The organism is Vibrio sp. 378, from assembly GCF_033339435.1.
Map to the genome: position 1 here is coordinate 160,370 of NZ_JAWOUO010000003.1, position 22,940 is coordinate 183,309.

Sequence of the window (22,940 nt, forward strand, 5' to 3'; positions counted from 1 at the left end):
AAAGTTGTTGCTGATTACAGTGATTCCACTATTTGATGAGCGCCAGAATTTCTTTGAATTCAGGTGCTCGGCAATCTTCGACCATTTCATACAAACACATTTCTAGCCCAGTGAGCACCACACCGTTAGCGGTTAACTTCGCAAGAGCGAGCGCCTTATTGGCAGCAGTTCGGGAAGATACACAATCCGTGACTAATTCAACGCGATAACCGGACTGACTAAGAGAAACCGCGGTTTGATAGACGCAAATGTGGGATTCAATACCGCAAACCAACCAGGTATCCACTTTCGCGTTCTCCACCGCGACCTTAAACGTCGCCTCTTTGCAACCATCAAACGTGTACTTGGTAATAGGTAAATACGTGCTTTCAAGCACTTCACGAATCGGCTCCGCGGTTGGGCCCAACCTTTCTGGATTCTGTTCTAGCCACAGAATAGGCAAATCTAGTGCTTTGGCGCCCTTTACCAGTTTCGTGATATTTTCAATCAGTGCGTCGCTTTCATGCATTAATGTAGCGAGTTTGCCCTGAACATCCACCACAATCAGGCCCGTGTTTCCTTTCGATAACATTTCCATCTCCTATCTTGTGTGACCACAAACCATACTCAACAAGTTGAGCAACAGTTAATGTATCAGAATCCTTTCATGTTAGAGCACTAAAACCTAGAAAGATGACCTTCGCTCACACATTTGCTCTTAGTTAAGAGTGGTTTGAACTGACTATTTAAATTTCTCTCGAATTAGCTCAATCAAGGCTTTGACTTTATTGGGCAGAAATAAGGCCGAGGGATAAATCAGAGTAAGATGCTGCTTCGGATGCGCAAATTGAGGCAGCACCTCGACCAACAAACCGTCTCTCAGTGCAGGCTTGGAATGAATTTGAGGAATAAACGCGATGCCGTTTCCTGCTATCGCCATCGAGCGCAGCAAGTTGAGGTCGTCCGAGCGCAACGCCACATGCAGATCTGAATCGAGCAAATCGGCATTGTAACGATTAGTTAAAAGGCGATGCTGCTTAAGATCTTCCACCGTTTTTACTGGCGGATGCGATTCTAGATAGGCTTTTGACGCAACAAAGTGACTACGATAAGGCAAAAGACTGAACTGCACATAGCTGTCATCGGTGACTTTGACCACGCTCGGAAGAAGCTGTAAATCAAACGATTGACGCTTAAGATCGACACTCTCTTGATGGTTTTCAATCTCGACCGAAATCTCCGGATACCGCGTTGTGTACTCGGTGATGATCGCGTTAAACGCGGCAGAGCTCATCAATGCGGAAGGAATGGCTAAACGCACCTTGCCCGTCAGCTCTTGTTGATATTCGTGCATGGCATTTAAACCTTGCTGAATATGGTCAATAGGCTGCCCCACCAACTCAAACAAGCGTTTCCCGTGCTCCGTCAACTCAATGCTGCGTGTTGTGCGGATCAAAAGCTGTACCCCGAGCGATTTCTCTAATTCTTGCAGGCGACGACTCACTTTTGAGCGTTGTAGTTGATTCGCCTCTGCCGCTGCACTTATACCGCCGTGAACCACCGTCTGAGTGAATAGGTAAATATCATCAAAACTAACGTTCATTGTCCTATTTTTAGGTCATTTATGTTCGTATTATCATTCTACTGAATTGTGAGTAACTTCTCTATAATCCGCTATCCAATATGTTTAACGGAACTTGTAATGACGGCTGACCAAAAATTCAAACACTGGATGCGAACTTTGATTGTCCTGTTCATCGTACTATTTTTGTACATTATCATTGCTGACCGCCACGCCCCCTTAACGACCGAAGGACGAGTGCAAGGATACGTTGTCCAAGTCGCGCCCGAGGTATCTGGTAAAGTGACCGACGTTCTCATCGAGAATAACCAGTCCGTTCAAAAAGGCGATGTGTTGTTTACGATTGATGATCGTAAATACAAAATAGCACTTGAACAGGCGGAGCTGTCTCTGCAATCCGCTTATGAAAAAGAAGCAACGCTGTATTCTCAACGCGAAGCCGCTCTTGCCAATATTGCCCGCGCACAAGCGACATTTGATAATGCACACCGCGAATACAACCGCTTACTGACGTTATCGAAGCAGAAAGTCATCTCTCAATCGACACTCGATAATGCCTTTGCCCAAAATCAGGTATCACGTGCAGCGCTTAAAGCGGAACGACAAAACTTAAAAGTCATTGAGGCGCAATTAGGCGATCAAAAAGGTCAAAGCACCGCCGTTCGAATTGCCAAAAACGGCATCGAAAAGGCGCAACTTGATTTGGCAAATACCGCGGTACTCGCTCCCAGTGATGGTGTTGTGACCAACCTGCAACTAGAAGTTGGCACGATGGCAAACACCAACATGCCATTGCTGACATTTGTACCAACAGGATCACTCTGGGTAGCCGCTGATTTTCGTGAAAAGTCCGTCGCGAGCGTAGACAAGACTTTCCACGCCTTGGTCACATTTGATGCCAACCCAGGTTCGGTGTACGACTTTGATTTAGCTAGCCGCGATTACGGTGTAGCAGCCGCACAACAAACGCCTAATGGCGCACTAACCAAAGTGGAAGTGAACAACCGCTGGGTACGTGATGCGCAGCGTACACGAGTGAACCTAACCAGCAGCGAAGAGTTACCACCAGCACTGTTTGTCGGCTCTCGCGCTACCATTGTTTTGTACCCAGACAACAGCATTTTCTGGCAGTTGATGGCGCAAGCACAGATTCACCTCGCAAGCTGGTTCCACTTCATTTACTAGGCGGCGACAATGAAAACCTTACGAATTTGGTTCGGCTGCTCTTTAGGGCTCGCGCTAAGCATGGTCTTCGGTTGGTCTTACGGATTTTTTGCCATCATGATGCCGTTGTTTATTTTGGGCAGAATGGACCACTTTAATCTTTCGGCTTTATTGATCGTGTTTTTCTCTGCTGTGTGGACAACCATACAAGCCACATTTTTGCTGGAATACTTGCAGTTTCATCCAACATTAATGACCGTTGCCGTCGGAATTATGATGCTGTTCAAGTGCATTGCAATGATGAACCAGAAAACCTATTTGTTTGGTTACATGGGGTTGTTGGTGGGTTCAATTGTGTTGAATTTTGCCAGCTATAACTTCATGGATATTGAAGAGTTCAACGTCAACATGTGGGTGATGGCGTTCAGCAATATTTTTGTTTGCGCATTCGCGTATTGGTTGTTCCCGGAGCCAAAATCCCCCGCCGAGCACCTTGAGATGTCGACCCCAGTAAAAAGCGATATTGACTACATCAGCCAAGTTGCTATGGGTTGGGTAGTGGCGATGGCTGCGTTTATCGTATTCCAAGTAGCGGACTTATATGACTCGCTATCCGCACAAGCTTCCATTTTGATCATCCTAACCCCAATGACTTTAGCGGGCTCGCTCGCCATGGCAAAAATTCGCATCATCGGCACCGCACTAGGCTGCATCGCAGGGATGGCTGTTCAGCTCATATTGGGCAGTTGGTATGGGCATGGGCTACTCTTTTGGCTCGCCTTTACCATTGCGATGGGGCCATTCTGCTTGTGGCTCACCAAGGGGCAAATTAAAGCGGCTATCGCGTTTTCTGCCATGTCTGCCCTATCGGTTCCGCTGACGACCTCGTTGGTGCCAGAACAAAAAGACGCGTTCTTTTCGATCTTGTACCGTTTCAGCTCGATTTTCGTTGCGGTTCTGCTCACCGCGATGGTGATGTGGGTGGTGCATCACTGGATTCGTGTGATGTTGCTAAAGCATCCTGAAGTTCGACAGCTAGAAATGAACTAGCGCGAAGTTACAACGTCTGTTTTAAGAAAAAAACCAAGAACCGAGCTCTTGGTTTTTTTGTTTATCTAAGGGGAAAATATTTTGAATAACTTAAGCAGACAGCTCTCTACGAACAATCTCCGCACCCGCACTTAACGCATTGAGCTTAGCGGTCGATACTTCACGAGACAAAGGCGCCATACCGCAGTTGGTACATGGGTAAAGCTTGTCGGCATCAACGTACTTCAACGCCTCTCGCAGTGTGTTCGCCACTTCTTCTGGCGTTTCAATTTCGTTGGTAGCGACGTCAATCGCACCAACCATCACCTTCTTACCGCGAATCAACTCAAGTAACTCAATAGGCACTCGTGAGTTATGACACTCAAGCGAGATAATATCGATATTTGACTGCTGCAATTTAGGGAATACTTCTTCGTATTGTCGCCATTCAGTGCCTAGCGTTTGCTTCCAATCTGTATTCGCTTTGATGCCGTAGCCATAGCAGATGTGCACTGCAGTTTCACATTTCAGCCCTTCAATCGCACGCTCTAAACACGCAATGCCCCATTCGTTCACATCATCGAAAAACACATTGAACGCAGGTTCATCGAATTGAATAATGTCGACACCCGCCGCTTCAAGCTCTTTCGCTTCTTGGTTGAGGATCTTTGCAAATTCCCAAGCCAGCTTTTCACGGCTACCGTAATGATCATCATAAAGTGTGTCGATCATCGTCATAGGGCCTGGCAGCGCCCACTTGATAGGTTGCTTAGTTTGCTGACGCAAGAACTTGGCATCTTCAACAAACACGGACTTTGTGCGGCTTACTGGGCCAACCACAGTCGGAACACTTGCTTCATAACGGTTGCGAATAGTCACCGTTTTGCGGTTTTCAAAATCTACGCCGCTTAAATGCTCAATAAAGGTCGTCACAAAATGTTGCCGAGTTTGCTCTCCATCACTGACGATATCAACGCCTGCCAATTCTTGCTCTTGCAAAGCGACGCGTAGCGCATCGCGTTTGCCATCAATCAGTTCTTCACCTTGCAGTTTCCACGGTGACCAAAGTTTTTCTGGTTCGGCCAGCCAAGAAGGTTTCGGTAAGCTGCCAGCCGTTGAAGTCGGTAATAGTGTTTTCATCGTCATTCCTTTCTAGATTCTCGTTATCTTTTACGCGTAATTTGCAGACCATTGTTCAAGCACAGATTGATAAGGTTTGATGAAATGCTCCTCGGCAAATTTCCCTTGTTCAATCGCCAGTTGGCTGCGCTCTTCTCGGTCGTAAACGATTTGAGTTAGCGAGTGGTCTAGGTTTTTTAAGTTTGGCTGGTAGCAATTACCGGCAACCGCGTTGGCATTGTAAATCTCAGGTCGGTAAATCTTCTGGAATGTCTCCATCGTGCTAATCGTACTGATAAGCTCTAGGTTTGAATAATCGTTCAACAAGTCACCGAAGAAGTAGAATGCCAACGGTGCAACGCTGTTTGGCGGCATAAAGTAGCGCACCTGTAAGCCCATCTTCTTGAAGTACTGCTCCGTCAACGAAGATTCGTTCGGCTGATATTCAAAGCCCAAAACAGGATGTTGATTTTCGGTGCGTCGGTATACCTTGTTGTCCGATACGCTCAGACAAATCACTGGCAGCTTTTTGAAATGCTGTTTATAAGACTCAGAATTAACGAAAGCTTTGAACAGTTTGCCATGCAAATCACCGAAGTTCGCTGGGATGCTGAACTGTGGCTGGTTTTTGTTGTGGTCCAACAGCAAAACGCTAAAGTCGTAATCACGAACGTATGAAGAGAAGTTATTGCCCACAATGCCTTCGATGCGCTCGTTAGTGTTGTGATCAACAATGTTAGTTTTGAGCACTTCAATCGATGGGAATGCTTCTCCACTACCTTGGATATCCATATCAACAGAGATGATTTCAAGTTCAACTGAGTAGCGGTCACCTTGCGCGTTATCCCAATATGCCAACGCATTAAAACGATTATCGATCATTCGGAGCGCATTGCGCAGATTCTCTCGGCGGTAGTTTCCGCGAGCCAGATTAGCAAAGTTGGTAGTGATTCGCGTGTTGTCTGATGGTTGGTAATTCTCATCAAAGCGAATGCTTTTGATAGCAAATGTGAAATCGTTATTCATCGTGAGTTGGTATCCTATTTCCTTAGATAAAGCAGACTTTTCCTAACTCTGTGCATGGGGACATTTTTTGTTTTTTGGTTTTCCCAATCGTTAGGTTGCACAGCACTTACGACGAACGGTTCGTACAAAAAACGACCGTCGCAGTGCCTAACACCAGAGCAGTCCTTTTTTTATACTTGCTTCACGAGTTGAGTAATATTGGTATTGTTTCACATTGAACATGAAGGAAATTCATAGTGGCAGTTCCAACCCTGAGAGAGCTATCGTAGATACTGTTTTTCATTGACACCAATACACGTAACTTGGCGAGCATATTGCCAATATGTGTAATTAAGAAACGGATAAGAGATTAGCAGTACATAAACCAGTTTAAGCCGAGAAAACGCATTGTATGAACAAGGCACCAACTGGAATATAGGACAGCGTAACTTAAATAGCACTTTTCACACTCCATCGTTTATTCAAGTATTCGTTTAATTAGAAGTACGTTACATTTTATATTCTCGAAACATGATTATTTAATAATCTTATTTATTTCTTTTTCTATCTTTACCATCTTAAACGTAAAGTTTAATTTCCTGCTGTAAAAGCACATATAACTTCATACACGAACATGGCAACTTCATTGACGGACTTTATCACTAAACTATTACATTAAGCTCTAAAAAATAATAACAAAAAAAACATAAATCACTGTTTTAATTTGAATTAAACCCATAAACCCGAGATAACCACATAACGATACTTTACTTAATTTGGTATAACAAAAACCCTAAAAATAACATGGCTAACATTTATAAAATTCACTTTTATCAATAGAAAATCTCAACACAACATTAGAAAATTAAAATTAAGCAATAACTTAAAAAGACAAAACTTAATAACCAAATTCTTATTTATTATAGTTGAGTGGTGAATTTAAAAACTATGAGACATTAATCCCACGAATCTATCCTTTTTCTTTTTTTAATAAAAAACAAGATGCACTATTTCACCGCTCATTTATTGAGCTTGAATTTATAACCTGTCCATAATTATAAAGTGCCCATCAAGATGGTTTAAAACAAAAGTCTTTATGGGCTGACTAATAGGAAAAAATAATGGAAAAACAGCATCTTTCCGCGAGTATTATCGCACTCGCTTTACTTGGTTCTTTAGCACCAGCACATGCTGAAGATACATTGAAATCTTACACTTCGACATTGCTTCAGCTTGATGATGGTGATGCACGCTCGAAAAAAATCCGCTTAATTTATTCTTTAGAAAATGTCTGGAACCAATCTTTGCTACCAAATGGCGCTAAAGAAGCCAAGTTGATCCTAAATGGCGGTTCTGGCTTCGACATGACTAATGTTCCAAACAAAGAACAAATCTATGGTTTTGCTACTGGGGGAGATTACCGTTACACCGTTCCAACGGCTTTTAAGCTGGCACTGAGCTATTTAAATGGCGCCCCTTTACGCCACATGAGCCATGCTCCAGAAAACACCATTGCAACGGCATCTGTCAGTGAGTCGCTAGATTTTAACCTTGGATTCAGTGCTTCTACTTCTCCAAATATTAGTGGGGGAATCTCCTGGAGCAACCGTGTAACGTACGACCAGCCAGAGTTTCAAACGGTTGCCGATTTTAACCAAGCTAACGAAAGCATTAATTGGTTAATTGAAAACAAGACTATCCGCCATAATACGCCAGCTAAAGACTGGTTATTGTATCGTTGGACCAGTTGTGACATGGGTAATTTGATTGATTACAATGAGTTACCTGTCGTTATGCGTTCAGACTTTAAACCACAAGTCGGCGTCGTATATAGAAAAAATGACATTCAAGATGGCCTAGATACATCAGAGGTCAAGCTGGTTGCTGGTTGGCGAAAAACCAATTACTACTTTGGTCGCGACTGGTGTAGCTGGTATACCACTCCAGAAAATACCTGGAAGAAAAATCGTGATAGCAGTCAATGGACAGAGACTAGCCGAGCCGTAACTATCTCTTGGAATGACGATCTCTACCACTAACTTATTAGCCTGCGGCCACGGAATAAATAAGTGGCCGCTATATTTACTAATGAAATAAACGGTAAGACATGACACATGACAAGTAACAAAAAACTCTTGACTGGATCGGCGCTAGCACTTGGTGCAGTACTCGCCATATTTCTAATTAATTCAAATAACAAGAATGCCCAGACCGAACCTGTTGCAAGCCTTGATGAGCAAATCAAGACAGAAGACGCTGCGACAATAAGTGTAACGCCTCCTGAGAGCGATGCTGCTCAAGAGGTTGTTACCGCTCCAACACCACTAAGTCGCAATGATGATACTTCCGACGTCATTCCAGCTACACCTTGGATATCTGCCCCATTAAATGAACTGAGCAATGAACTGTACGATTTTATTGAAGCTGAACAGGTAAGTTACATCAGTACGACCGACTATCCATTCGACGAGAAAAAGCAAAAACAATTGCGAACATTAGCTAAGCAAGGGGTTCCTATCTTGTTTGACAATACGGAGTCATCCTATTTGGATAGCTACGGTGTCAGCGAAACCAAAGTCGTATCAGAGTATTTTGGTACGGCGTCTGAAGGTGATGTCATCATCGCTACCGGAGTACAGAATGCAGATGGCAGCATTCATTATCTAGTTTTGCCTTTGAAGAGCAAAGATCTCAACGATAACAGTAAATTGATTGAGGACACTAAGCTCGCAATCACTCTACTTAAAGAACAAAAGCATGACTTGATAAAAGAGAGACAAAACGAACATCGCGAATAAAAGTAAAGGGAGATAGCCTCTGTATCGCTATTTCCCTTAAAACTCAGTTCTCAATTAAGAAAAGCTCATTTCTCCCTACTTACCGGCACCCTATCCGAAATCACCTTGCCGTCTTTGATGGTGATGATGCGTTTAGTGCGCTCTGCCAGAGCGTTATCGTGCGTCACGATGATCAGCGTTCTACCTTCGGCGTGGAGTTGGTTGAACAAGGCTTCAATCTCTGCGCCGGATTTTGAATCCAATGCACCCGTTGGTTCATCTGCTAAGATGATTTGCGGATCGTTAACCAAGGCTCTTGCAATCGCGACCCTCTGTTTTTGACCACCAGAAAGCTGGTTTGGTTTATGGTCTAAACGATCCCCTAGCCCGACTTGCTCTAGCAATTTAGCGGCGCGCTGGCGACGTTCTTTGGCTTTGATACCAGAGTAAACCAACGGCAGTGCCACGTTATCAAGCGCCGTCGCGTATTCCAATAAGTTAAAGCTTTGGAAGACAAATCCGATCTTTTGGTTACGAATGCCAGCCAGCTCATTCGCACTTAAACTTGCGACGGTTTGGCCGCCAAGTTGGTACTTGCCATCGGTGGGCTTATCTAAACAGCCGAGCATGTTCATCAACGTTGATTTGCCTGAACCGGACGGGCCAAGAATCGAAAGAAACTCGCCTTGATTAATGGTTAAGTCAACGCCGTCTAGCGCGCGAACTTCCGCCTCCCCGCTTGAGTAGTATTTACAGATGTTGGTCAGCTCAACAAGCGGCTTGTTCGACATGTTCTTTCCAGAGTTATTGTTGTTATTCACTTTGTAGCGCCTCCAACGGGCTGACTTTTGCGGCTCGGTTTGCAGGTAACCATGCAGATGCCACACCAATGATCACTAAGGTGAGGATGACAATCGCGACAACGACCCACGACAACTCCGGGACAGGTTTACCCAGTTGTTCATAAAAGGCATTGCCCTCTAAAGGAATGGAACTGATGGCAGACACCAGCGCGTACGTCACGCCTAAGCCAAGCGCGCCCCCCATCATCATTGTCAATAAAGACTGCACTAAATAGTGCATGCGAATGGCCGTTGGGGTTGCACCGACCGCCATGCGCACGCCGATATCACGCGTAGATCGCTTTACGGTGGCATACATCACATTGGCGATGCCAACGCCAGCAACAGCTAACGTCACGAAGCCGATAATGCCAAGAAAACTCTGCAAACCTATCAGAAACTGCTGCATACTCTTTTGTTTAAGGAACATATCATCGACTTGGACGACCTGTTCATCACTGACACTTGCCCCGTGCTTACGGGCAATCACTTGCCTGATCGTCTTTGCTAAGGCTTCTCGGTCTACATCCGCTTGTGGTTGCACATTGATGCCACCAATTTCACCGTTGACATGAAATCGCTTCCACGTCGCTAACGGCACAAAGCTGGAATAGTTGATAAGATCCCCCAGTTCTATTTGGGCGCTGTTTTTCTCCAATACGCCCACAACGGTGAACTGCTCATTGCCGATTTTTACCTTTTGCCCCACAGGGTTGACTTGCAATGTGACTGTCGCAAACCAACTAAAGTCCTCATTCGGGTTGAATAAGTCGGCTGCCAGTTCATAACCCAGTACAACGACTTTGCGCGTCTCTTTTTGATCGAGTGGATTTAACCATCGTCCCCCCGCCATCGGCACCAAATTGGTCATGGATTGAAACTCGCTCGTGACTGCTAACGGCTCTTGCCATGAGCTTCTGTCACCAACGGTGATGCGCTCTTTCCACTTCGCAGTTGGCGCAACGCTTTTTACATCGGGTAATGCTCGAACGATCTCTGAATCGTCCATTTTTAACGTCAGAAACTTACCTTGGTGAAAAGCACCGTGGTCGACGGTGGCCATCCCTCCGGTCAAATAAATCAAGTTGCCGTTACCATTTTGTGCGGTTTTCAATACCCCCTGACGAATGCCCTCACCTACCGCCAACATAGCAGCGATACAGAGGGTCGCCCACGCTACAGCCAGAATGGTCAAACCCAATCTCAGCTTTTCTGCAGCCATTTCTTGGAAAATTTGTCTCATCGGTAACAACATGACTAGGCCCTCGCACTCAAAGCAATGACTGCCGTGAGACGCGATGCTCGCCTTGCTGGGAAATACGATGCCATCAATGCCAAGATAAGCGTCACAAGTAAAGACCAAGCAATGGAATCTGGCGTGATCACAGGTAAACCAATCCATTCCGGTAATGCCATGCTGCTTAGGACAGACACCACGGCATACGAAAACATCAGACCTAATGCCGTGCCCACAGCTACCAAAATAAGCCCTTCAAGAATAAACTGACTGAGTATGGATTTTTGAGTCGCCCCGATCGCCAAACGCACACCGATTTCACGCGTGCGCTCCGTGACAGATAAAAACATGATGTTGGCAACGCCAAGCGCACCGACCGCCATGGTCATCGCGCCACTCGCTCCGAGAAAAATCTGAATGCCACGCAAAATTCCACTGATGACCGCCGCACCTTCACTAAAATCGGGTAATTCGACCGCATCTTTATCACTTGGGTCAAAATGAAGCTGCTTGGCGAAAAAGTTCACGATATTTTGTCGAAACGACGGTGCATCCATCCCGTCTCTCGGCTTCATCAATACCATCCAAGGTTTCGCATCCCACAAATCGCGGTACGTTGTTTGAGGAATGAAAACCGTGCGGCTATCGCCGAATGAAATGCCAGTGTCCTCACCAACGGTTATCCCAATCACCAAAAACGGAATGCCGTTGACTTTGAGCCTATCCCCGATTTGGATTCCGCCCATTTGCGCAATTTGATCGCCTAACACCGCCACGCGAGTATGGTTGTCCATATCACTTGGTGACAGGTTTCTCGAACCGGATTGCAGCTTGCGTTGCATTAAAGGAAAGTAAGACGTATCAATACCGCTGACCGTACTCGATAAGTTCTGTCCTTTGAGATTGGTGATATTCGCATCCCATTTGGCGTAAACGCTTGACACCTGTTGCACGAAGCCTGACTGTTTGATCATGTCGACTTTTTCTTGTGGAATATCAATTTGTCGTCTTGAAGCTAACCCTTGCCACGGTTTACTGGTACTCGACGGAAACACCACTTGCACATTGTTGATCATAAATGAAAACGACTGGGTCTGATGGCGATAAAAGCCTTCGCCAAGTGCGATTAACACCACCACAGAGATCACGCCCCAAGCAATCGCGATAATGGCTAGCACGCTCTTCATGCGGTGCGCCATCAACGTTTGCCAAGTTTGTTGCAATAGGCTGCTCATGAATGAAAAGCCCGAGAGATCAACGCCATGGTATCGTCATCGAGTTTCCCTGCGGTTTGCAGTAAGCCGATTCTCTTACGCCAGTAGCTGTACAAGTTGGTTTGCAGACTGTTTTTCGCCTCAAACAAGCTGTTGTGTGCGCTGATAACTTCCGACACTTCAAGCAGACCAGCGTCGTAAAGTTTCTCTTTGCTTTGCAACACTCTGGCGCGCGACTCAACCAGCTCGTTCGCTATCAAAACTTGATTCCAGTTGATATCGACCTGCTTAAACTGCTGAATAACTCGTTTCTGAATATCAATTTCCACTCTACGCATATCTTGCTTGGCGCTTAAAATGTTCAACGATGCTTCGTCCACTTTCGCTCGCACTGCACCATTGAGGTCAATCGGCAAACTCAAACTAATCCCAGCGTTAAACTCGCCGTTTGAACGATTGTCACCATCGCTGTAGCCCACACTGCCTTTGACGGTCGGGTAGTATCCACCTTTAGCTGAATCTTTCGCGAACTCGCTCGCTTTCACCATCTGCGCCGCCACCAACAGCTCTGGACTGCTGTCTGTCGCTAGCTTTAGCCATTGCTCCTGAGAGTTCACCAGCATCGGTGGCTGAATCAAAGAATCCGTTCGAATTTGGTCGACACTCTCGGGCATTTGATTGATTAACGCCGCAAGATCTGCTTTTTTCACTTCGAGATCGGCTTTTGCATTGAGGATACTTGCTTGCTCAGAGACTTGATTCGCTCGCATCTCTTCAACATCAACCGACTTCACTTTGCCTGCTCGATAGCGTTTCTCGATGATGTTGAGAAGTTCTTTCCCCTCCTCCAGCTTGGACTGCGCCAATTTGAGGTCGCCCTGTGCGCTTGCCACATCTAGGTAAGCAGTGAGAAACTTCTGCGCAAGCTCGTTATGCGATTGAGATAGCTCTAACTGTGCTTTGAGATAATTGGCATTCGCTTGATCCAGTTCCGACCACAAGCTGCTATCCCAAATAGTTTGAGATAAGGTAGCGCCGTAACTGTTCGAATGGCTTGAGGACTCATTCCAATCCGCTGACGCACTGGCACTTAAACCCGGCAATAACGCACTGCGGCTACTCTGTACGCCAACCTCGCCAAGCTGGACGCCGATTTTCGCTTTTTCGTAATTTGGATCGTTCTGCTTTGCTTGTTGCCAAGCTTGTTCAATAGAAATTGCGTAGGTCGGCAAACTGAGCGTGGCAGCCAACAATGCAAAGGCGATTGTTGATCGTTGCAGCTTAACCATGCGCCGCTCCCATCATGCTGTTGTCGATAACCTCTTCATCAAGCTCCACGCCGTCAAGCACTTCGACATTGATGCCATCTGACAGACCGAGTTTCACAGGTTGTTTATGAAACCCTTGTTCTGAGCTATCGGGGATCAGAACATTCGGTGCGTCACCATCAAATTGCAGAGCGCGCTCCGGTAGCGTGAGCACGTTTTCAGAAGTCTTCAGAATGATTTGAGCCGTCGATGAAAAACCAGAACGAAGCAACACATCTTGTGGGATCTTGAGTTCTCCCACTTCAACCTCAAAACCGTTATCAAAACTTTTAGCCGAAGCGTTGCCTTCTGGTGAGTTAAGGTTCTCAGATTGAATCGCTACTTTGGTTAGCACACCAGAAATCACCACATCAGGATAAGGCGCAACCGTCAACATAACGGGCATTCCCGGAGACAACTGCGCAGCATCATGCTCACTGACGCTACCTTTAAAAATCAGACTGTTCATGTCGGCCAATGACATCATTTCAGTCGCGGCTTGGCTTGATTGAGTCGAGATGATCGGCTCTCCGACCTCAACTTTCTGGTTGAGTACCGTGCCATCAATTGGCGCGTAGATCGTCGACGTTAAACGCGCATCACCGATAGACGCCTCACCACTGCGGATGAGTTCGAGATTCTGGCGCTTTTGCAATACGTCCGCTTGCGCAGATTTGACTGCCGAGCGCGCACTTACGTATTCGTCGTAGTTACTTGGAATAATGTCCTGCTTGACCAAGCTTTCTAAGTTGGACAGTTTTTGTTTGGCGGATTCCAGATCGGCTTCACTACGCATGAGTTCTGCCGATGCATCCGTTAATGCTTGGGGGGTTGGGTTTGGACGCACTTTGATCAGCGGCTGGCCTTGCTTCACCTTTTCACCAACTTTCGCGTAAATTTCACCGACGATACCGTCGATTTGTGACTTGATAGACACGGAGTGTGCAGGGACAATTTTACCAACAGCCACCGCTTGTTTTTCAATCGTGCCTTTTTCCACAATCAATGTAGGCAGCAATTCTGGTTGAGCAGCAGATTGGAGATAGAAGTACGTACCACCGCCGAGCAGCGCAATGCTCACTGCGGAGACAAGCCAACGTTTCGTCATTATTTATTCCAACAATTATTGGGTAGTCTAATGACTACTCCTAAAACACAAAGTTGAAGGAATAATATCCTGCTTTAATAGCGGTTTGGTTGTCACAGTTGGTATGGTTTTGTCAGTCACCTCTGACAATCAAAGACTAAAAAAATCTCGAGGAATCATTCAGCGAAGACGCTGTCTACGATGGCGACTGACAAGATCTGTAACCGCTCGTTTCAACCGCTATCAATTTCATTCTGAACAATGTGCAAAATGGCGCTGTTCGATATCCTCCAATCGCATATCCATACAGTCTTGCGCCTCACGTCCTAGAGCAGGAAAAACTGCATGCGCTTTTAAAATGCCTTGGCTGATAAAGCCGCATTTCTCCAACACACGGATACTCGCGTGGTTGCCAATATGCGGGGCGGTGCGAATGCGCGTTATACCCAAGCTTTGCAGGTAGACAACGCCAAGTTTGCAGGCTTGGGTTGCATAGCCTTTTCCCCGATAGCGAGCAGAAATACCAAAATGGATTTCACTGCTGTCTTGCTCAGGTATCAGCACCAGACAACCAATAGGAGTTTGAGAAGTGAGTTCTTCAATAGCGAAGACTAAGAGATTGGGAGACTTTTGATCATATTGAGCACACCATCTTTCGATAGCTTCAAGGGTTTGATTAACATTTTGGTGGGCTTGGCGATTGAGGAAGCGGCATGCTTTCTCATCGCCTAAATAGTTTTCAAACAGGGGAGCAGCGTCTGTTGTTTTGAGGTATCTGATTGCCACTTGTTGAGATTCAACTCTCATCATGATTTAGCTCTGATAAACATTCGGTTTCCAGATTTGCATAAAGTTTTCTACTGGAGCAATAGGAGTGAACCCAAACTGTTCGTACAACCCATGAGCATCGCGGGTTGCAAGCATCATACGGCGTAAGCCTTGTAGTTCTGGATGAGCAACAATTTCTGAGATCAACCACTTACTGATGCCTTTACCACGGTGTACCTCCATAACAAACACATCGGCAAGGTACGCAAACGTGGTACGATCGGTAATTAACCGAGCAAAAGCAACGAGTTGATTTTCATCATCCAAAACCGCGAAACAGAACGAATGGCGCAATGACTTCTCAAGGCGTTCTCTTGGAATGCCCTTTCCCCAGTAACTGTTTGAAATGAACTCGTAGATAACGTCTAAATCCATGTCATCTAACGACGTAGTAATTTGAAATCCTTGCATTGTATCCCTCAACATTGATTTATATTTTCTTAGCCACACAGACAAGCGAGTTGGCATTCGCCTCAAATGCTTGCGCTGACCAAGACTGGTACTTCTCTATGATTCTGAATCCCGCTTGTTCAAGGAAAACCTCTATGTCTTCCAGCGGACGATATTTTAAATCAATGCTGGAATACTCAATCGTTCCACCTTCAAAATGGCGCTCTTTCTTCAAATACAGGATGGATGTTTGCAAGTCATACTCGGCCTTCATACCTAAATAATTCACTTCACCATAAGTAGGAGAAACATAGGTTTGCCACAGTGCCATCTCATTATCCAGTTCTAGATTCTCTGGCGTTGGTAACCGCGTATCGAAGACAAATCGCCCACCTTTTTCGAGGTGTCTTGATATTGAGCTCAGTGCACCTGCTAGCATCTCATCACTTAAAAAGGCTTGGAATGCATTCCCTGTCATTATGGCTAGGTCAAACTTCTTACCTAACGAAAACTGGGTTGCGTCGAGATGAAGAAAACGCAAGTTACTCCTGCTTTTGGCTTTGTCCTTTGCGTGTTTGAGCATCCCTTCAGAAATATCAATGCCAATGGCTTCGTTGAGTTGCTCAGAGACTGGAATCGTGACAATGCCGGAACCACAACAGACATCCAGTACACTTCGAGCATTGGTTTCTTCGATTAACCTTGTGATAAAAGCAATGTCGTGATGGTAATGCTGGTCGTATTGAGCATCGTATTCAATGCCAGACCCGAATTCGGTTAAATCTTGTGTTTTCAAAAACAATCCTTGTTTGTTACTTATTTCAGCGGTGTGACTTTTTCAGCTCTAGCATCAAGTATCGACACACATAACCAACACCAGATACGTAACCAATCACATTTTCTAGGGAAACCACTTCCAACCCCGCTTGCTGACAGAGTTGCTCAACTTCACTTTCGGTATATGCCGTATGCACGACCGATCCACTATAAGTATTTCGAGGCAAATCTTGTCCATCCGGATCGTGGTATTGAAAGCTGATAAAACATCGTCCATTCGCAGTTAGCTTATGCGAAATGCACTCCAGAAGTTGTTGAGGCTCTGCTAGAAACTCAGTAAAACCAAGTGCGGTGATAAGGTCGAAGGTTTGTTCAAACAAAGGGGAAAATGGCTCATCGAGATTATGAACCGCGACGCTTTGATAGAGGTTAGTTTGGCGCGCTTTATCAACCATTTTGGACGAGATGTCTAAGCCATGGATGGCGAGTTCTGGATAGTGACTTTTTACGACATGGCCGATACTGCCAGTCGCACAGGCTAGGTCGAGAACCGAGCCTTGCTCGATGGGAAAGGTTTTTAACTTCTCAGAAATCCAACGTGGACCGACGTAGTGACTGTCATCCACCAACTTTTGATAGCGATCCGACACATCATCATACATTTTTGCTACGTTCATCGTTTCCTCCTTGATAACCAGAACGATGCTCGAATGTAGCACGCAATAAGCATCTAGACACTTATTGGTTAACTAGTTCTTTATGGTATGTGACCGACTGGTTGTTTAGGACAACAAAAAAATCCGATACTCAATATTTTGAATATCGGATTTTTATAGCGTTATCGAGCTAACCAAATTCTCGCTAGTATTCCTATCGGAGTGGTAACGCCAGTTGTGACAGAGGAAATTTCACCATTTCTTAAAACATAAATGGTTGGGGTCACGCTAATTTTCCATTCACGCATAATATCGCTTGAAGGATCGTTTATGTTTTCAAAACGATATTCTTTTGCCTGCATAAACTGCGCCACACGCTCATTTGGCCCTGATGAGCCAGAAACGCCAACTACGGCATAGTCATCACTCAGCCAGCTCACGCTTGGACTTACAAATTTACAAGCGGGACACCAAGTCGCCCAAAAGTAAACAACGACAGGTTGTTCATGACTTTGTGCGATTGCATCGAAGTATTCACCATCGCTCAATACGGAGCTCAATGGTGGTGCCTCCTGTTTGGGAATATCTTTGGTGCGATACCAATCCATCGCGATAGAAATAACGGTGACAATGAGCACCATCTGTACGATTTGAACGAGCCAATATCGGAATGTTCTACGCTGCTTTGTCGAACTCATTGAATGGTTCCCCCACTCGCTTGTTTCACCGCGCTTAAAACAACATCATCAGTCAGAATAACAGGTAACGGGATACCTTGTGGCGCCGCCGGGCCATAGACGATGTTAAACGGCACACCGTAACGCCCATGAGCTCGTAAAAAGTCCGTTACCGAGCCGTCCGGATGTGTCCAATCCCCTTTTAACGTCGCCACATTAGGGCTTTGCAGCAATGAGTAGACAGGATCTTGCCAGATCACGCCGATCTTGTTCGCTTTACACGTGACACACCAATCCGCAGTGACATCCACAAACACCACTCGCCCATTATTGACGTGCTGTTCTATCGCCGAGTTAGAAAGCTTCTGCCACGCTAAGTCCTCAGGAAGCGGTGTCGCCCATTGGTCGGCAGTGATACTACCAAGTAGCAGCCCGCCAGCAATTAAGATAAGCGATGCAGAGCCGGATAGCACGAGTGCTTTATCGCCATGAACGCGTTTAACGCGAATCATCAGAACAATAAACGCGACTAAACCGGCGAAAATGACCCAAAACACTGGGAGGTGATTGGCCATCAAAGACAGTAGCCAAACGCTGGTGGCCAACATCATCACACCAAATACGTTTTTGACCACGTTCATCCACTGACCCGGCTTCGGCAATTTAAGCGCAATACTTGGGAAAATTGCCACCATAATCCAAGGCAACGCCATCCCCAACGCTAAGGCGGTGAAAATAGCAAACAGCGTAACCACATCGGCACCCAAAGCAAACGCCACGGCCGTTCCTAGGAAAGGCGCAGAACACGGCGTAGCAAGCAAGGTTGCAAACATCCCTTGCACATAGTGTCCAGCTAACGAGTTGTCGCCTTTCGAGGCCAGCCATGTATTGGTACCCGATGATAGACGGATTTCAAACAGCCCCAGCATATTGGCCCCAAACAAAGTGGTGACCAACACCATCAAACCTAAGAACCAGGGGCTTTGAAATTGCACGCCCCAACCAATGGCATTACCTGTTAGCTTGAGCACCAAAATAAAACCAGCGAGAATCCAGAACGACGTTAATATACCAAGTGACGAGGCAACAAACTGAGCGCGAATTTGACGACGCTCGATACCTTGAGCGGCAACAATACTACTTAGCTTCATCCCCAAAACCGGAAGAACGCAAGGCATGATGTTAAGAATTAAACCGCCGAGCAACGCGAATAGAAAAACACTCGTTAGAGACGTGCTCGGCAACGGTTCAACTATTGCCTCAGCAGTTGCTTGAGTGGTTTCTTCTGCTAGTAAATTGGTGTCTTTGATGGTCACAAACAGCGACTGACCATCTAACTCCACATCGCCTAGCCAAGTATCAACGATATAGCTCGCGGTGACGATGTTTCCTTCTTGAAGCATTCCTTCAAACTTGAAGCTATAGTCTCGCGTTGCTTCATCGACACCATCCACCAGCACTTGTGGTTGTTGCCAACCCTGACTGTTCTTTAGCTTGATTTGCAGTTTCGATTGGTTCGCATCCCAACTCGCCTGAGTAACATCAATAAACGGCGATGGCTGCGGCACGTTACTCACTGCTTGAGCGTAACTGAACATCACGTCTTCATCGACTTTTAGATCAGAAGGCAAGAACGTCAATTGAATTTGATAGTCGGTCAGCACACAAATCGTCGTACAAGAGGAAAGTGTCAGTACCGCATCAATCGTGACAGGTTTGGACATGTCTTCGACGTGCAGCGTCATGGGGAACAAAGTATCGCCTTTATACCCAAGAGTCTCGATACCTAATAGTTCGAATTTTTGTGGGTGCGGCCATTGCCAATCCACTTTGGATAAATTTTGTGAATTTTGCCAATCAATAGATGGTGCTACGCCGCCCTCACCAGGTGAACGCCAGTAAGTTTTCCAGTCCCCAGCCAACTTGACGTCCAGATAACCAGTGATTGTTTTGGCTTGCGGATCTTGTTGACCAGTGAGCACAAAGCGCGTTTGCACTGGAGGATGTTGTGGGTTGGTTAGCCAACCTGTATCAGTAGTTTGAGCTGAAATACTCAGAGAGAGCAAACTCAAAGCAAGCGTCATAAAAAACATGGACGCAAACTGAGTCAGTTTAGTAATTTGATTCATAGTGATTCCTAGTTATAAAGACAAAGGTGCTAAATAACTGACGCTAGTGGTCAGAAAGCACACTTTTATTCTCGGAACACACAGAAAGTCAGATGGACTCGATACTTACGGCCTATCGGTTCCGTCCAATGTTGCGCACCAATATAGGCACTGCACAACCAAATTGCCGAAGCAAAAAGACCGACAAACAGAACAACAATAAATACATCGAGTTGATGTTGAGAAAACTGAATTAACTTTTCAGACAATTCGCACTTGCTGGTTTCTTTAGTATCAATCGACTTGACGCTCGAACGCTCATCAGCAAATGAAACCGCGGGCGATTCCGTCTCATATTTCATAGAGCATGACGATGCAAAGCCTGAATTTTGCATCAGACACACAACCACCACCCAGCCAATAATCGCCAGTAGCCATTTTGCCCGCTTATGTGGCGTGTGATGTCGTTTAGTCAACAAACTCATAAGAATTCAGATAAAGTAAGAACGAAGAAGATAATACGCGAGTCGTCATAAAGCTCAAGTTGTATCCTCTAAATAGCCTTAAGAGGCTTCACTCGCTAAGCTTTAATCTAACTTGCCATAAATATATGCCAACTCTGCGACGGTTTTTGCCGAGAACTTCTTCAATAGATTGGCTCGGTGTACTTCAACCGTTCGCATTGCTATGCAAAGTTCGTCAGCAATACGAATGTTGCGCTTTCCTTCAATGATCAAACGTAAAATGTCTTTTTCTCTAGGTGTGAGCGATTCATAAGCCGATTTAGCTGCTGCCATATCGAGGTTTGTGGCAGACTGCGCCTGTCCCTGCAAAATAGCTCGTGCCAGTTCATCGCCTTTGACTGGTTTTTGGAAGAAATTGACCGCCCCAGCTTGTAATGCATCGACCGCCATCGGGACATCACCATGCCCTGTCAGATAAATAACGGCCAACGGGCTGTTGGCTTGATTTAAAATTTGGTGCACTTGCTGACCACGAAAGTTGGGCATTCGGCTATCAAGGATCACGCATCCGGCTTGATGAATGTCCACTTTATCGAGAAAAGATTGCCCATCAGCAAAAGTCGTCACGTTGAAGTCATGCTCTTCCAGCATAAAAGCGAGCGAGTCACGCACCGATTCATCATCATCGACTACAAAAACAGGTAGCTGCTTTTCACCGCTGCTCATTGAATGCTCCTATGCCTAGTTCAGATTAGTTTTGATATGGAAACACAAGCTCAACCAAACAACCATGTGGTGCTGTCGAGCTGATGACAAACTCGCCACAATGCATTTCCATCACATCGCGACAAATGGCTAACCCCAGCCCAAGCCCTTCTTCTTTGCTACTCACAAACGCTTGAGTCGGATTCTCTTGCTGCAACCCTGTACCATTGTCTAACACTCGAATAGAGAGTTGACTGATTTGGTAATCGCAATGCAGGGCAATTTTACCTTGATAGCCTGATGAGTGATATTTCTCTTGGAACAAAGTACACGCATCAATCGCGTTGCTGATCACATTAACTAAAACCTGTTGTACGCCAACTGCATCGACAAGTAACGGACGAATGTTCCCTTCTGTACTGGCCATAATCGAAATGTTTTGCTTCTGCATTCTAAAATGGAGCAACTCAATCGTGTCATCAATGAGTACTTGAAGATCACACGACGTTTTGTCGACACTGCGCTTGCGAATCAACGTTCTTAATCGCTGAATAATTGCATCGGCTCTTTCAACTTGGCCCTGTATTTTCTCAAGTACAGGGACAATATCTTCATGTGGGCGTTTTTTGGCCAAGCGAAGTAAACCGCCTTCACTATAATTGCGAATGGCTGCCAATGGCTGATTGAGTTCATGAGCAAGACTAGTGCCGATTTCTCCGACAATCGCGACCCTTTGTGAATGTTCTAACTGTTCACTTTTCTCTTTTAATCGTAACGATGTCTGCTCCAACGCTTGCTTACTCTTGCTAAATCGATACTCAAGCCAAAAGTGGTACGCGTTCAACACAATCACAAACATGAACAGCGCCCATGCCCATTCTTGATGACTACGCAGCCAGCGTAGAGCCTCACTCCACCAAGGTTGTTGCAACGGATGGAGATCCAACGCCTGATACAGTTTGTCGATACTCAGCAAGCTGACGGGGGACGTCCAACCTGACGCGCCTGCCGCAATAACCGCAGGGTGTTCAGGTGGCATCGCTAACAATACTTGCGCAATCTGTTTGGCAATCTGAGATGAGCCGCGCTCTGTTTTGGCAAATGACCAGTTCGGATAAAGCGGTGTGGAAACAGCGCATAACGAACGCTCGTTCGGCTGTTGATTTAAAACTCGGTAATTACTCGGTTGTAAAAGCCCTTCGCTTAGCATCTGTTCCAATAAACAAGCAGGGACAACGGCCGCTTCCACATTGCCATCACGTAATTGATACAGGTTGGCATCAATAGGAAAACCAAGATAGCGGACATCAGAAAAGAAATCGTTTGGATTAAGACCCATTTTGACTATTTGATAGCGCATCGTGAGATAACCACCAAAGGCTTTTTCTGATACCGCTGCAACGGGACGTCCTGAGACATCTTGCACCGTTTGATAACTTGAATTGGCTCGAACCACAAGCGCCGAACCAATGCCGTAATTCGAGTTTTGTGGTGCTCTGCTGGTTAGCGTTGCCATCCACGACAGCGCGTATTGCCTGCCCAATCGCACTGCCTGACCTGGGTTGGTTAAGATGAAATCTATCTTCTGAAACTTCACCGCTTCGCCCATTTCATCCAAGTTAAGGGGATGAAGGACAAAATGCACATCGGAAATTTGCTGATTGAGCCAATCAATGGTCGGTTGCCATCTCTGCTCAGCATAAAGATGACCACGTATCGCTAACACGCCCACTTCGACTTTTTGCTTGGCCTGTGGCTGCTCTGCTTTTTGCTCTTGCATTCCTTGCAGATCTGCTTGTTCAGAAACTGCGCCCTGAGCCAAAGATGCAAAGGCAACTAAGCAAAGAATCCAAAGCTGAAGCCACAGTGCTTTTTTCATGATGAGTCGAATCGTTCCGTCAAGAGAGTACGACAAGAATAACAGCTACCTTCCCTAAACCACATTTGTTTTAGATCAAGTTTGATCTGGGTATGTGGAAATCCACAATATAAG

At 45.8% G+C, this 22,940-nt stretch carries 22 protein-coding genes; 4 read left to right on the forward strand and 18 right to left on the reverse strand.

The window, feature by feature from the left end:
• Nucleotides 1-28 precede the first annotated feature (28 nt).
• Nucleotides 29-571: an isochorismatase family protein gene (locus R7Q48_RS07235; protein ID WP_256902930.1), complete on the reverse strand. Its 543-nt coding sequence runs from the start codon at nucleotides 569-571 to the stop codon at nucleotides 29-31.
• A 150-nt stretch (nucleotides 572-721) separates the two neighbouring features.
• On the reverse strand, nucleotides 722-1,582 hold the full coding sequence (locus tag R7Q48_RS07240; RefSeq protein WP_005376746.1) for a LysR family transcriptional regulator: 861 nt from the start codon (nucleotides 1,580-1,582) through the stop codon (nucleotides 722-724).
• A gap of 99 nt (nucleotides 1,583-1,681) precedes the next feature.
• Between R7Q48_RS07240 and R7Q48_RS07245 the strand changes: the two genes are divergently transcribed.
• Together R7Q48_RS07245 and R7Q48_RS07250 are read left to right on the forward strand one after the other, a co-directional pair.
• Nucleotides 1,682-2,746, forward strand: coding sequence for an HlyD family secretion protein (locus R7Q48_RS07245; protein WP_025625699.1), 1,065 nt, complete (start codon nucleotides 1,682-1,684; stop codon nucleotides 2,744-2,746).
• Nucleotides 2,747-2,755: 9 nt separating this feature from the next.
• Nucleotides 2,756-3,775 carry a DUF2955 domain-containing protein gene (locus tag R7Q48_RS07250; RefSeq protein ID WP_025509221.1) on the forward strand — a complete coding sequence of 340 codons (1,020 nt, stop codon included), beginning with the start codon at nucleotides 2,756-2,758 and terminating at the stop codon, nucleotides 3,773-3,775.
• 90 nt (nucleotides 3,776-3,865) lie between these two features.
• Here R7Q48_RS07250 and R7Q48_RS07255 read toward each other — a convergent pair whose 3' ends face one another.
• Both R7Q48_RS07255 and R7Q48_RS07260 read right to left on the reverse strand, forming a co-directional pair.
• Nucleotides 3,866-4,894 (reverse strand): methionine synthase, encoded by a 1,029-nt coding sequence (locus tag R7Q48_RS07255; protein WP_256902931.1) that lies wholly within the window; start codon nucleotides 4,892-4,894, stop codon nucleotides 3,866-3,868.
• A gap of 30 nt (nucleotides 4,895-4,924) precedes the next feature.
• Nucleotides 4,925-5,899, reverse strand: coding sequence for a DUF1852 domain-containing protein (locus R7Q48_RS07260; RefSeq protein ID WP_017636059.1), 975 nt, complete (start codon nucleotides 5,897-5,899; stop codon nucleotides 4,925-4,927).
• A 1,100-nt stretch (nucleotides 5,900-6,999) separates the two neighbouring features.
• On the opposite strand from R7Q48_RS07260, the gene R7Q48_RS07265 reads away from it, so the two are divergent.
• Nucleotides 7,000-7,917, forward strand: a complete 918-nt coding sequence (locus tag R7Q48_RS07265) for a leukocidin family pore-forming toxin (RefSeq protein WP_005376731.1) — start codon at nucleotides 7,000-7,002, stop codon at nucleotides 7,915-7,917.
• A gap of 75 nt (nucleotides 7,918-7,992) precedes the next feature.
• A complete protein-coding gene (locus tag R7Q48_RS07270; protein WP_213872655.1) occupies nucleotides 7,993-8,676 on the forward strand; it encodes a topoisomerase I in 684 nt (227 codons plus the stop codon).
• A 65-nt stretch (nucleotides 8,677-8,741) separates the two neighbouring features.
• On the opposite strand, the gene R7Q48_RS07275 is transcribed toward R7Q48_RS07270, so the two are convergent.
• The 14 genes from R7Q48_RS07275 to R7Q48_RS07340 all read right to left on the reverse strand — a co-directional run bounded on the left by R7Q48_RS07275 (nucleotide 8,742) and on the right by R7Q48_RS07340 (nucleotide 22,826).
• Nucleotides 8,742-9,446, reverse strand: coding sequence for an ABC transporter ATP-binding protein (locus R7Q48_RS07275; RefSeq protein WP_256902932.1), 705 nt, complete (start codon nucleotides 9,444-9,446; stop codon nucleotides 8,742-8,744).
• Between the two features lie 22 nt (nucleotides 9,447-9,468).
• A complete protein-coding gene (locus R7Q48_RS07280) occupies nucleotides 9,469-10,752 on the reverse strand; it encodes an ABC transporter permease (protein WP_222133036.1) in 1,284 nt (427 codons plus the stop codon).
• 2 nt (nucleotides 10,753-10,754) lie between these two features.
• Nucleotides 10,755-11,969, reverse strand: a complete 1,215-nt coding sequence (locus R7Q48_RS07285; RefSeq protein ID WP_193247732.1) for an ABC transporter permease — start codon at nucleotides 11,967-11,969, stop codon at nucleotides 10,755-10,757.
• Complete coding sequence (locus R7Q48_RS07290; protein ID WP_256902933.1) at nucleotides 11,966-13,237, reverse strand: TolC family protein; 1,272 nt, start codon at nucleotides 13,235-13,237, stop codon at nucleotides 11,966-11,968. Before R7Q48_RS07290 ends, R7Q48_RS07285 begins: the two co-directional genes overlap by 4 nt.
• A complete protein-coding gene (locus tag R7Q48_RS07295) occupies nucleotides 13,230-14,363 on the reverse strand; it encodes an efflux RND transporter periplasmic adaptor subunit (RefSeq protein WP_318132219.1) in 1,134 nt (377 codons plus the stop codon). The genes R7Q48_RS07290 and R7Q48_RS07295 overlap by 8 nt, the downstream gene beginning before the upstream one ends.
• A 228-nt stretch (nucleotides 14,364-14,591) precedes the next feature.
• The gene (locus R7Q48_RS07300) at nucleotides 14,592-15,152 is read right to left on the reverse strand and encodes a GNAT family N-acetyltransferase (RefSeq protein ID WP_213868106.1); all 561 of its coding nucleotides are present in this window, start codon (nucleotides 15,150-15,152) and stop codon (nucleotides 14,592-14,594) included.
• A gap of 3 nt (nucleotides 15,153-15,155) precedes the next feature.
• A complete protein-coding gene (locus tag R7Q48_RS07305) occupies nucleotides 15,156-15,581 on the reverse strand; it encodes a GNAT family N-acetyltransferase (RefSeq protein WP_161440840.1) in 426 nt (141 codons plus the stop codon).
• 19 nt (nucleotides 15,582-15,600) lie between these two features.
• Nucleotides 15,601-16,356 (reverse strand): class I SAM-dependent methyltransferase, encoded by a 756-nt coding sequence (locus R7Q48_RS07310; protein WP_256902934.1) that lies wholly within the window; start codon nucleotides 16,354-16,356, stop codon nucleotides 15,601-15,603.
• Between the two features lie 25 nt (nucleotides 16,357-16,381).
• Nucleotides 16,382-17,014, reverse strand: a complete 633-nt coding sequence (locus R7Q48_RS07315) for a class I SAM-dependent DNA methyltransferase (RefSeq protein WP_170891293.1) — start codon at nucleotides 17,012-17,014, stop codon at nucleotides 16,382-16,384.
• A gap of 161 nt (nucleotides 17,015-17,175) precedes the next feature.
• A complete protein-coding gene (locus R7Q48_RS07320; protein ID WP_256902935.1) occupies nucleotides 17,176-17,691 on the reverse strand; it encodes a protein disulfide oxidoreductase in 516 nt (171 codons plus the stop codon).
• Nucleotides 17,688-19,799, reverse strand: a complete 2,112-nt coding sequence (locus tag R7Q48_RS07325) for a protein-disulfide reductase DsbD family protein (protein WP_256902936.1) — start codon at nucleotides 19,797-19,799, stop codon at nucleotides 17,688-17,690. The genes R7Q48_RS07320 and R7Q48_RS07325 overlap by 4 nt, the downstream gene beginning before the upstream one ends.
• A gap of 65 nt (nucleotides 19,800-19,864) precedes the next feature.
• Nucleotides 19,865-20,263, reverse strand: a complete 399-nt coding sequence (locus R7Q48_RS07330; RefSeq protein ID WP_206970733.1) for a hypothetical protein — start codon at nucleotides 20,261-20,263, stop codon at nucleotides 19,865-19,867.
• Between the two features lie 102 nt (nucleotides 20,264-20,365).
• Nucleotides 20,366-20,968: a response regulator transcription factor gene (locus tag R7Q48_RS07335; protein ID WP_170893504.1), complete on the reverse strand. Its 603-nt coding sequence runs from the start codon at nucleotides 20,966-20,968 to the stop codon at nucleotides 20,366-20,368.
• Nucleotides 20,969-20,993: 25 nt separating this feature from the next.
• Nucleotides 20,994-22,826 carry a sensor histidine kinase gene (locus tag R7Q48_RS07340; RefSeq protein WP_256902937.1) on the reverse strand — a complete coding sequence of 611 codons (1,833 nt, stop codon included), beginning with the start codon at nucleotides 22,824-22,826 and terminating at the stop codon, nucleotides 20,994-20,996.
• Between the last annotated feature and the right edge of the window lie 114 nt (nucleotides 22,827-22,940).

Excerpts from the sequence above, each read along its gene's own strand:
- R7Q48_RS07290 (WP_256902933.1), bottom strand. The coding sequence starts at position 13,237 with ATGGTTAAGCTGCAACGATCAACAATCGCCTTTGCATTGTTGGCTGCC.
- R7Q48_RS07250 (WP_025509221.1), top strand. The coding sequence starts at position 2,756 with ATGAAAACCTTACGAATTTGGTTCGGCTGCTCTTTAGGGCTCGCGCTA.
- R7Q48_RS07330 (WP_206970733.1), bottom strand. The coding sequence starts at position 20,263 with ATGAGTTTGTTGACTAAACGACATCACACGCCACATAAGCGGGCAAAA.
- R7Q48_RS07285 (WP_193247732.1), bottom strand. The coding sequence starts at position 11,969 with ATGAGCAGCCTATTGCAACAAACTTGGCAAACGTTGATGGCGCACCGC.
- R7Q48_RS07305 (WP_161440840.1), bottom strand. The coding sequence starts at position 15,581 with ATGCAAGGATTTCAAATTACTACGTCGTTAGATGACATGGATTTAGAC.
- R7Q48_RS07280 (WP_222133036.1), bottom strand. The coding sequence starts at position 10,752 with ATGTTGTTACCGATGAGACAAATTTTCCAAGAAATGGCTGCAGAAAAG.
- R7Q48_RS07325 (WP_256902936.1), bottom strand. The coding sequence starts at position 19,799 with ATGAATCAAATTACTAAACTGACTCAGTTTGCGTCCATGTTTTTTATG.
- R7Q48_RS07340 (WP_256902937.1), bottom strand. The coding sequence starts at position 22,826 with ATGAAAAAAGCACTGTGGCTTCAGCTTTGGATTCTTTGCTTAGTTGCC.
- R7Q48_RS07260 (WP_017636059.1), bottom strand. The coding sequence starts at position 5,899 with ATGAATAACGATTTCACATTTGCTATCAAAAGCATTCGCTTTGATGAG.
- R7Q48_RS07265 (WP_005376731.1), top strand. The coding sequence starts at position 7,000 with ATGGAAAAACAGCATCTTTCCGCGAGTATTATCGCACTCGCTTTACTT.
- R7Q48_RS07300 (WP_213868106.1), bottom strand. The coding sequence starts at position 15,152 with ATGATGAGAGTTGAATCTCAACAAGTGGCAATCAGATACCTCAAAACA.
- R7Q48_RS07240 (WP_005376746.1), bottom strand. The coding sequence starts at position 1,582 with ATGAACGTTAGTTTTGATGATATTTACCTATTCACTCAGACGGTGGTT.
- R7Q48_RS07320 (WP_256902935.1), bottom strand. The coding sequence starts at position 17,691 with ATGAGTTCGACAAAGCAGCGTAGAACATTCCGATATTGGCTCGTTCAA.
- R7Q48_RS07245 (WP_025625699.1), top strand. The coding sequence starts at position 1,682 with ATGACGGCTGACCAAAAATTCAAACACTGGATGCGAACTTTGATTGTC.
- R7Q48_RS07335 (WP_170893504.1), bottom strand. The coding sequence starts at position 20,968 with ATGAGCAGCGGTGAAAAGCAGCTACCTGTTTTTGTAGTCGATGATGAT.
- R7Q48_RS07315 (WP_170891293.1), bottom strand. The coding sequence starts at position 17,014 with ATGAACGTAGCAAAAATGTATGATGATGTGTCGGATCGCTATCAAAAG.
- R7Q48_RS07295 (WP_318132219.1), bottom strand. The coding sequence starts at position 14,363 with ATGACGAAACGTTGGCTTGTCTCCGCAGTGAGCATTGCGCTGCTCGGC.
- R7Q48_RS07255 (WP_256902931.1), bottom strand. The coding sequence starts at position 4,894 with ATGAAAACACTATTACCGACTTCAACGGCTGGCAGCTTACCGAAACCT.
- R7Q48_RS07235 (WP_256902930.1), bottom strand. The coding sequence starts at position 571 with ATGTTATCGAAAGGAAACACGGGCCTGATTGTGGTGGATGTTCAGGGC.
- R7Q48_RS07275 (WP_256902932.1), bottom strand. The coding sequence starts at position 9,446 with ATGTCGAACAAGCCGCTTGTTGAGCTGACCAACATCTGTAAATACTAC.
- R7Q48_RS07270 (WP_213872655.1), top strand. The coding sequence starts at position 7,993 with ATGACAAGTAACAAAAAACTCTTGACTGGATCGGCGCTAGCACTTGGT.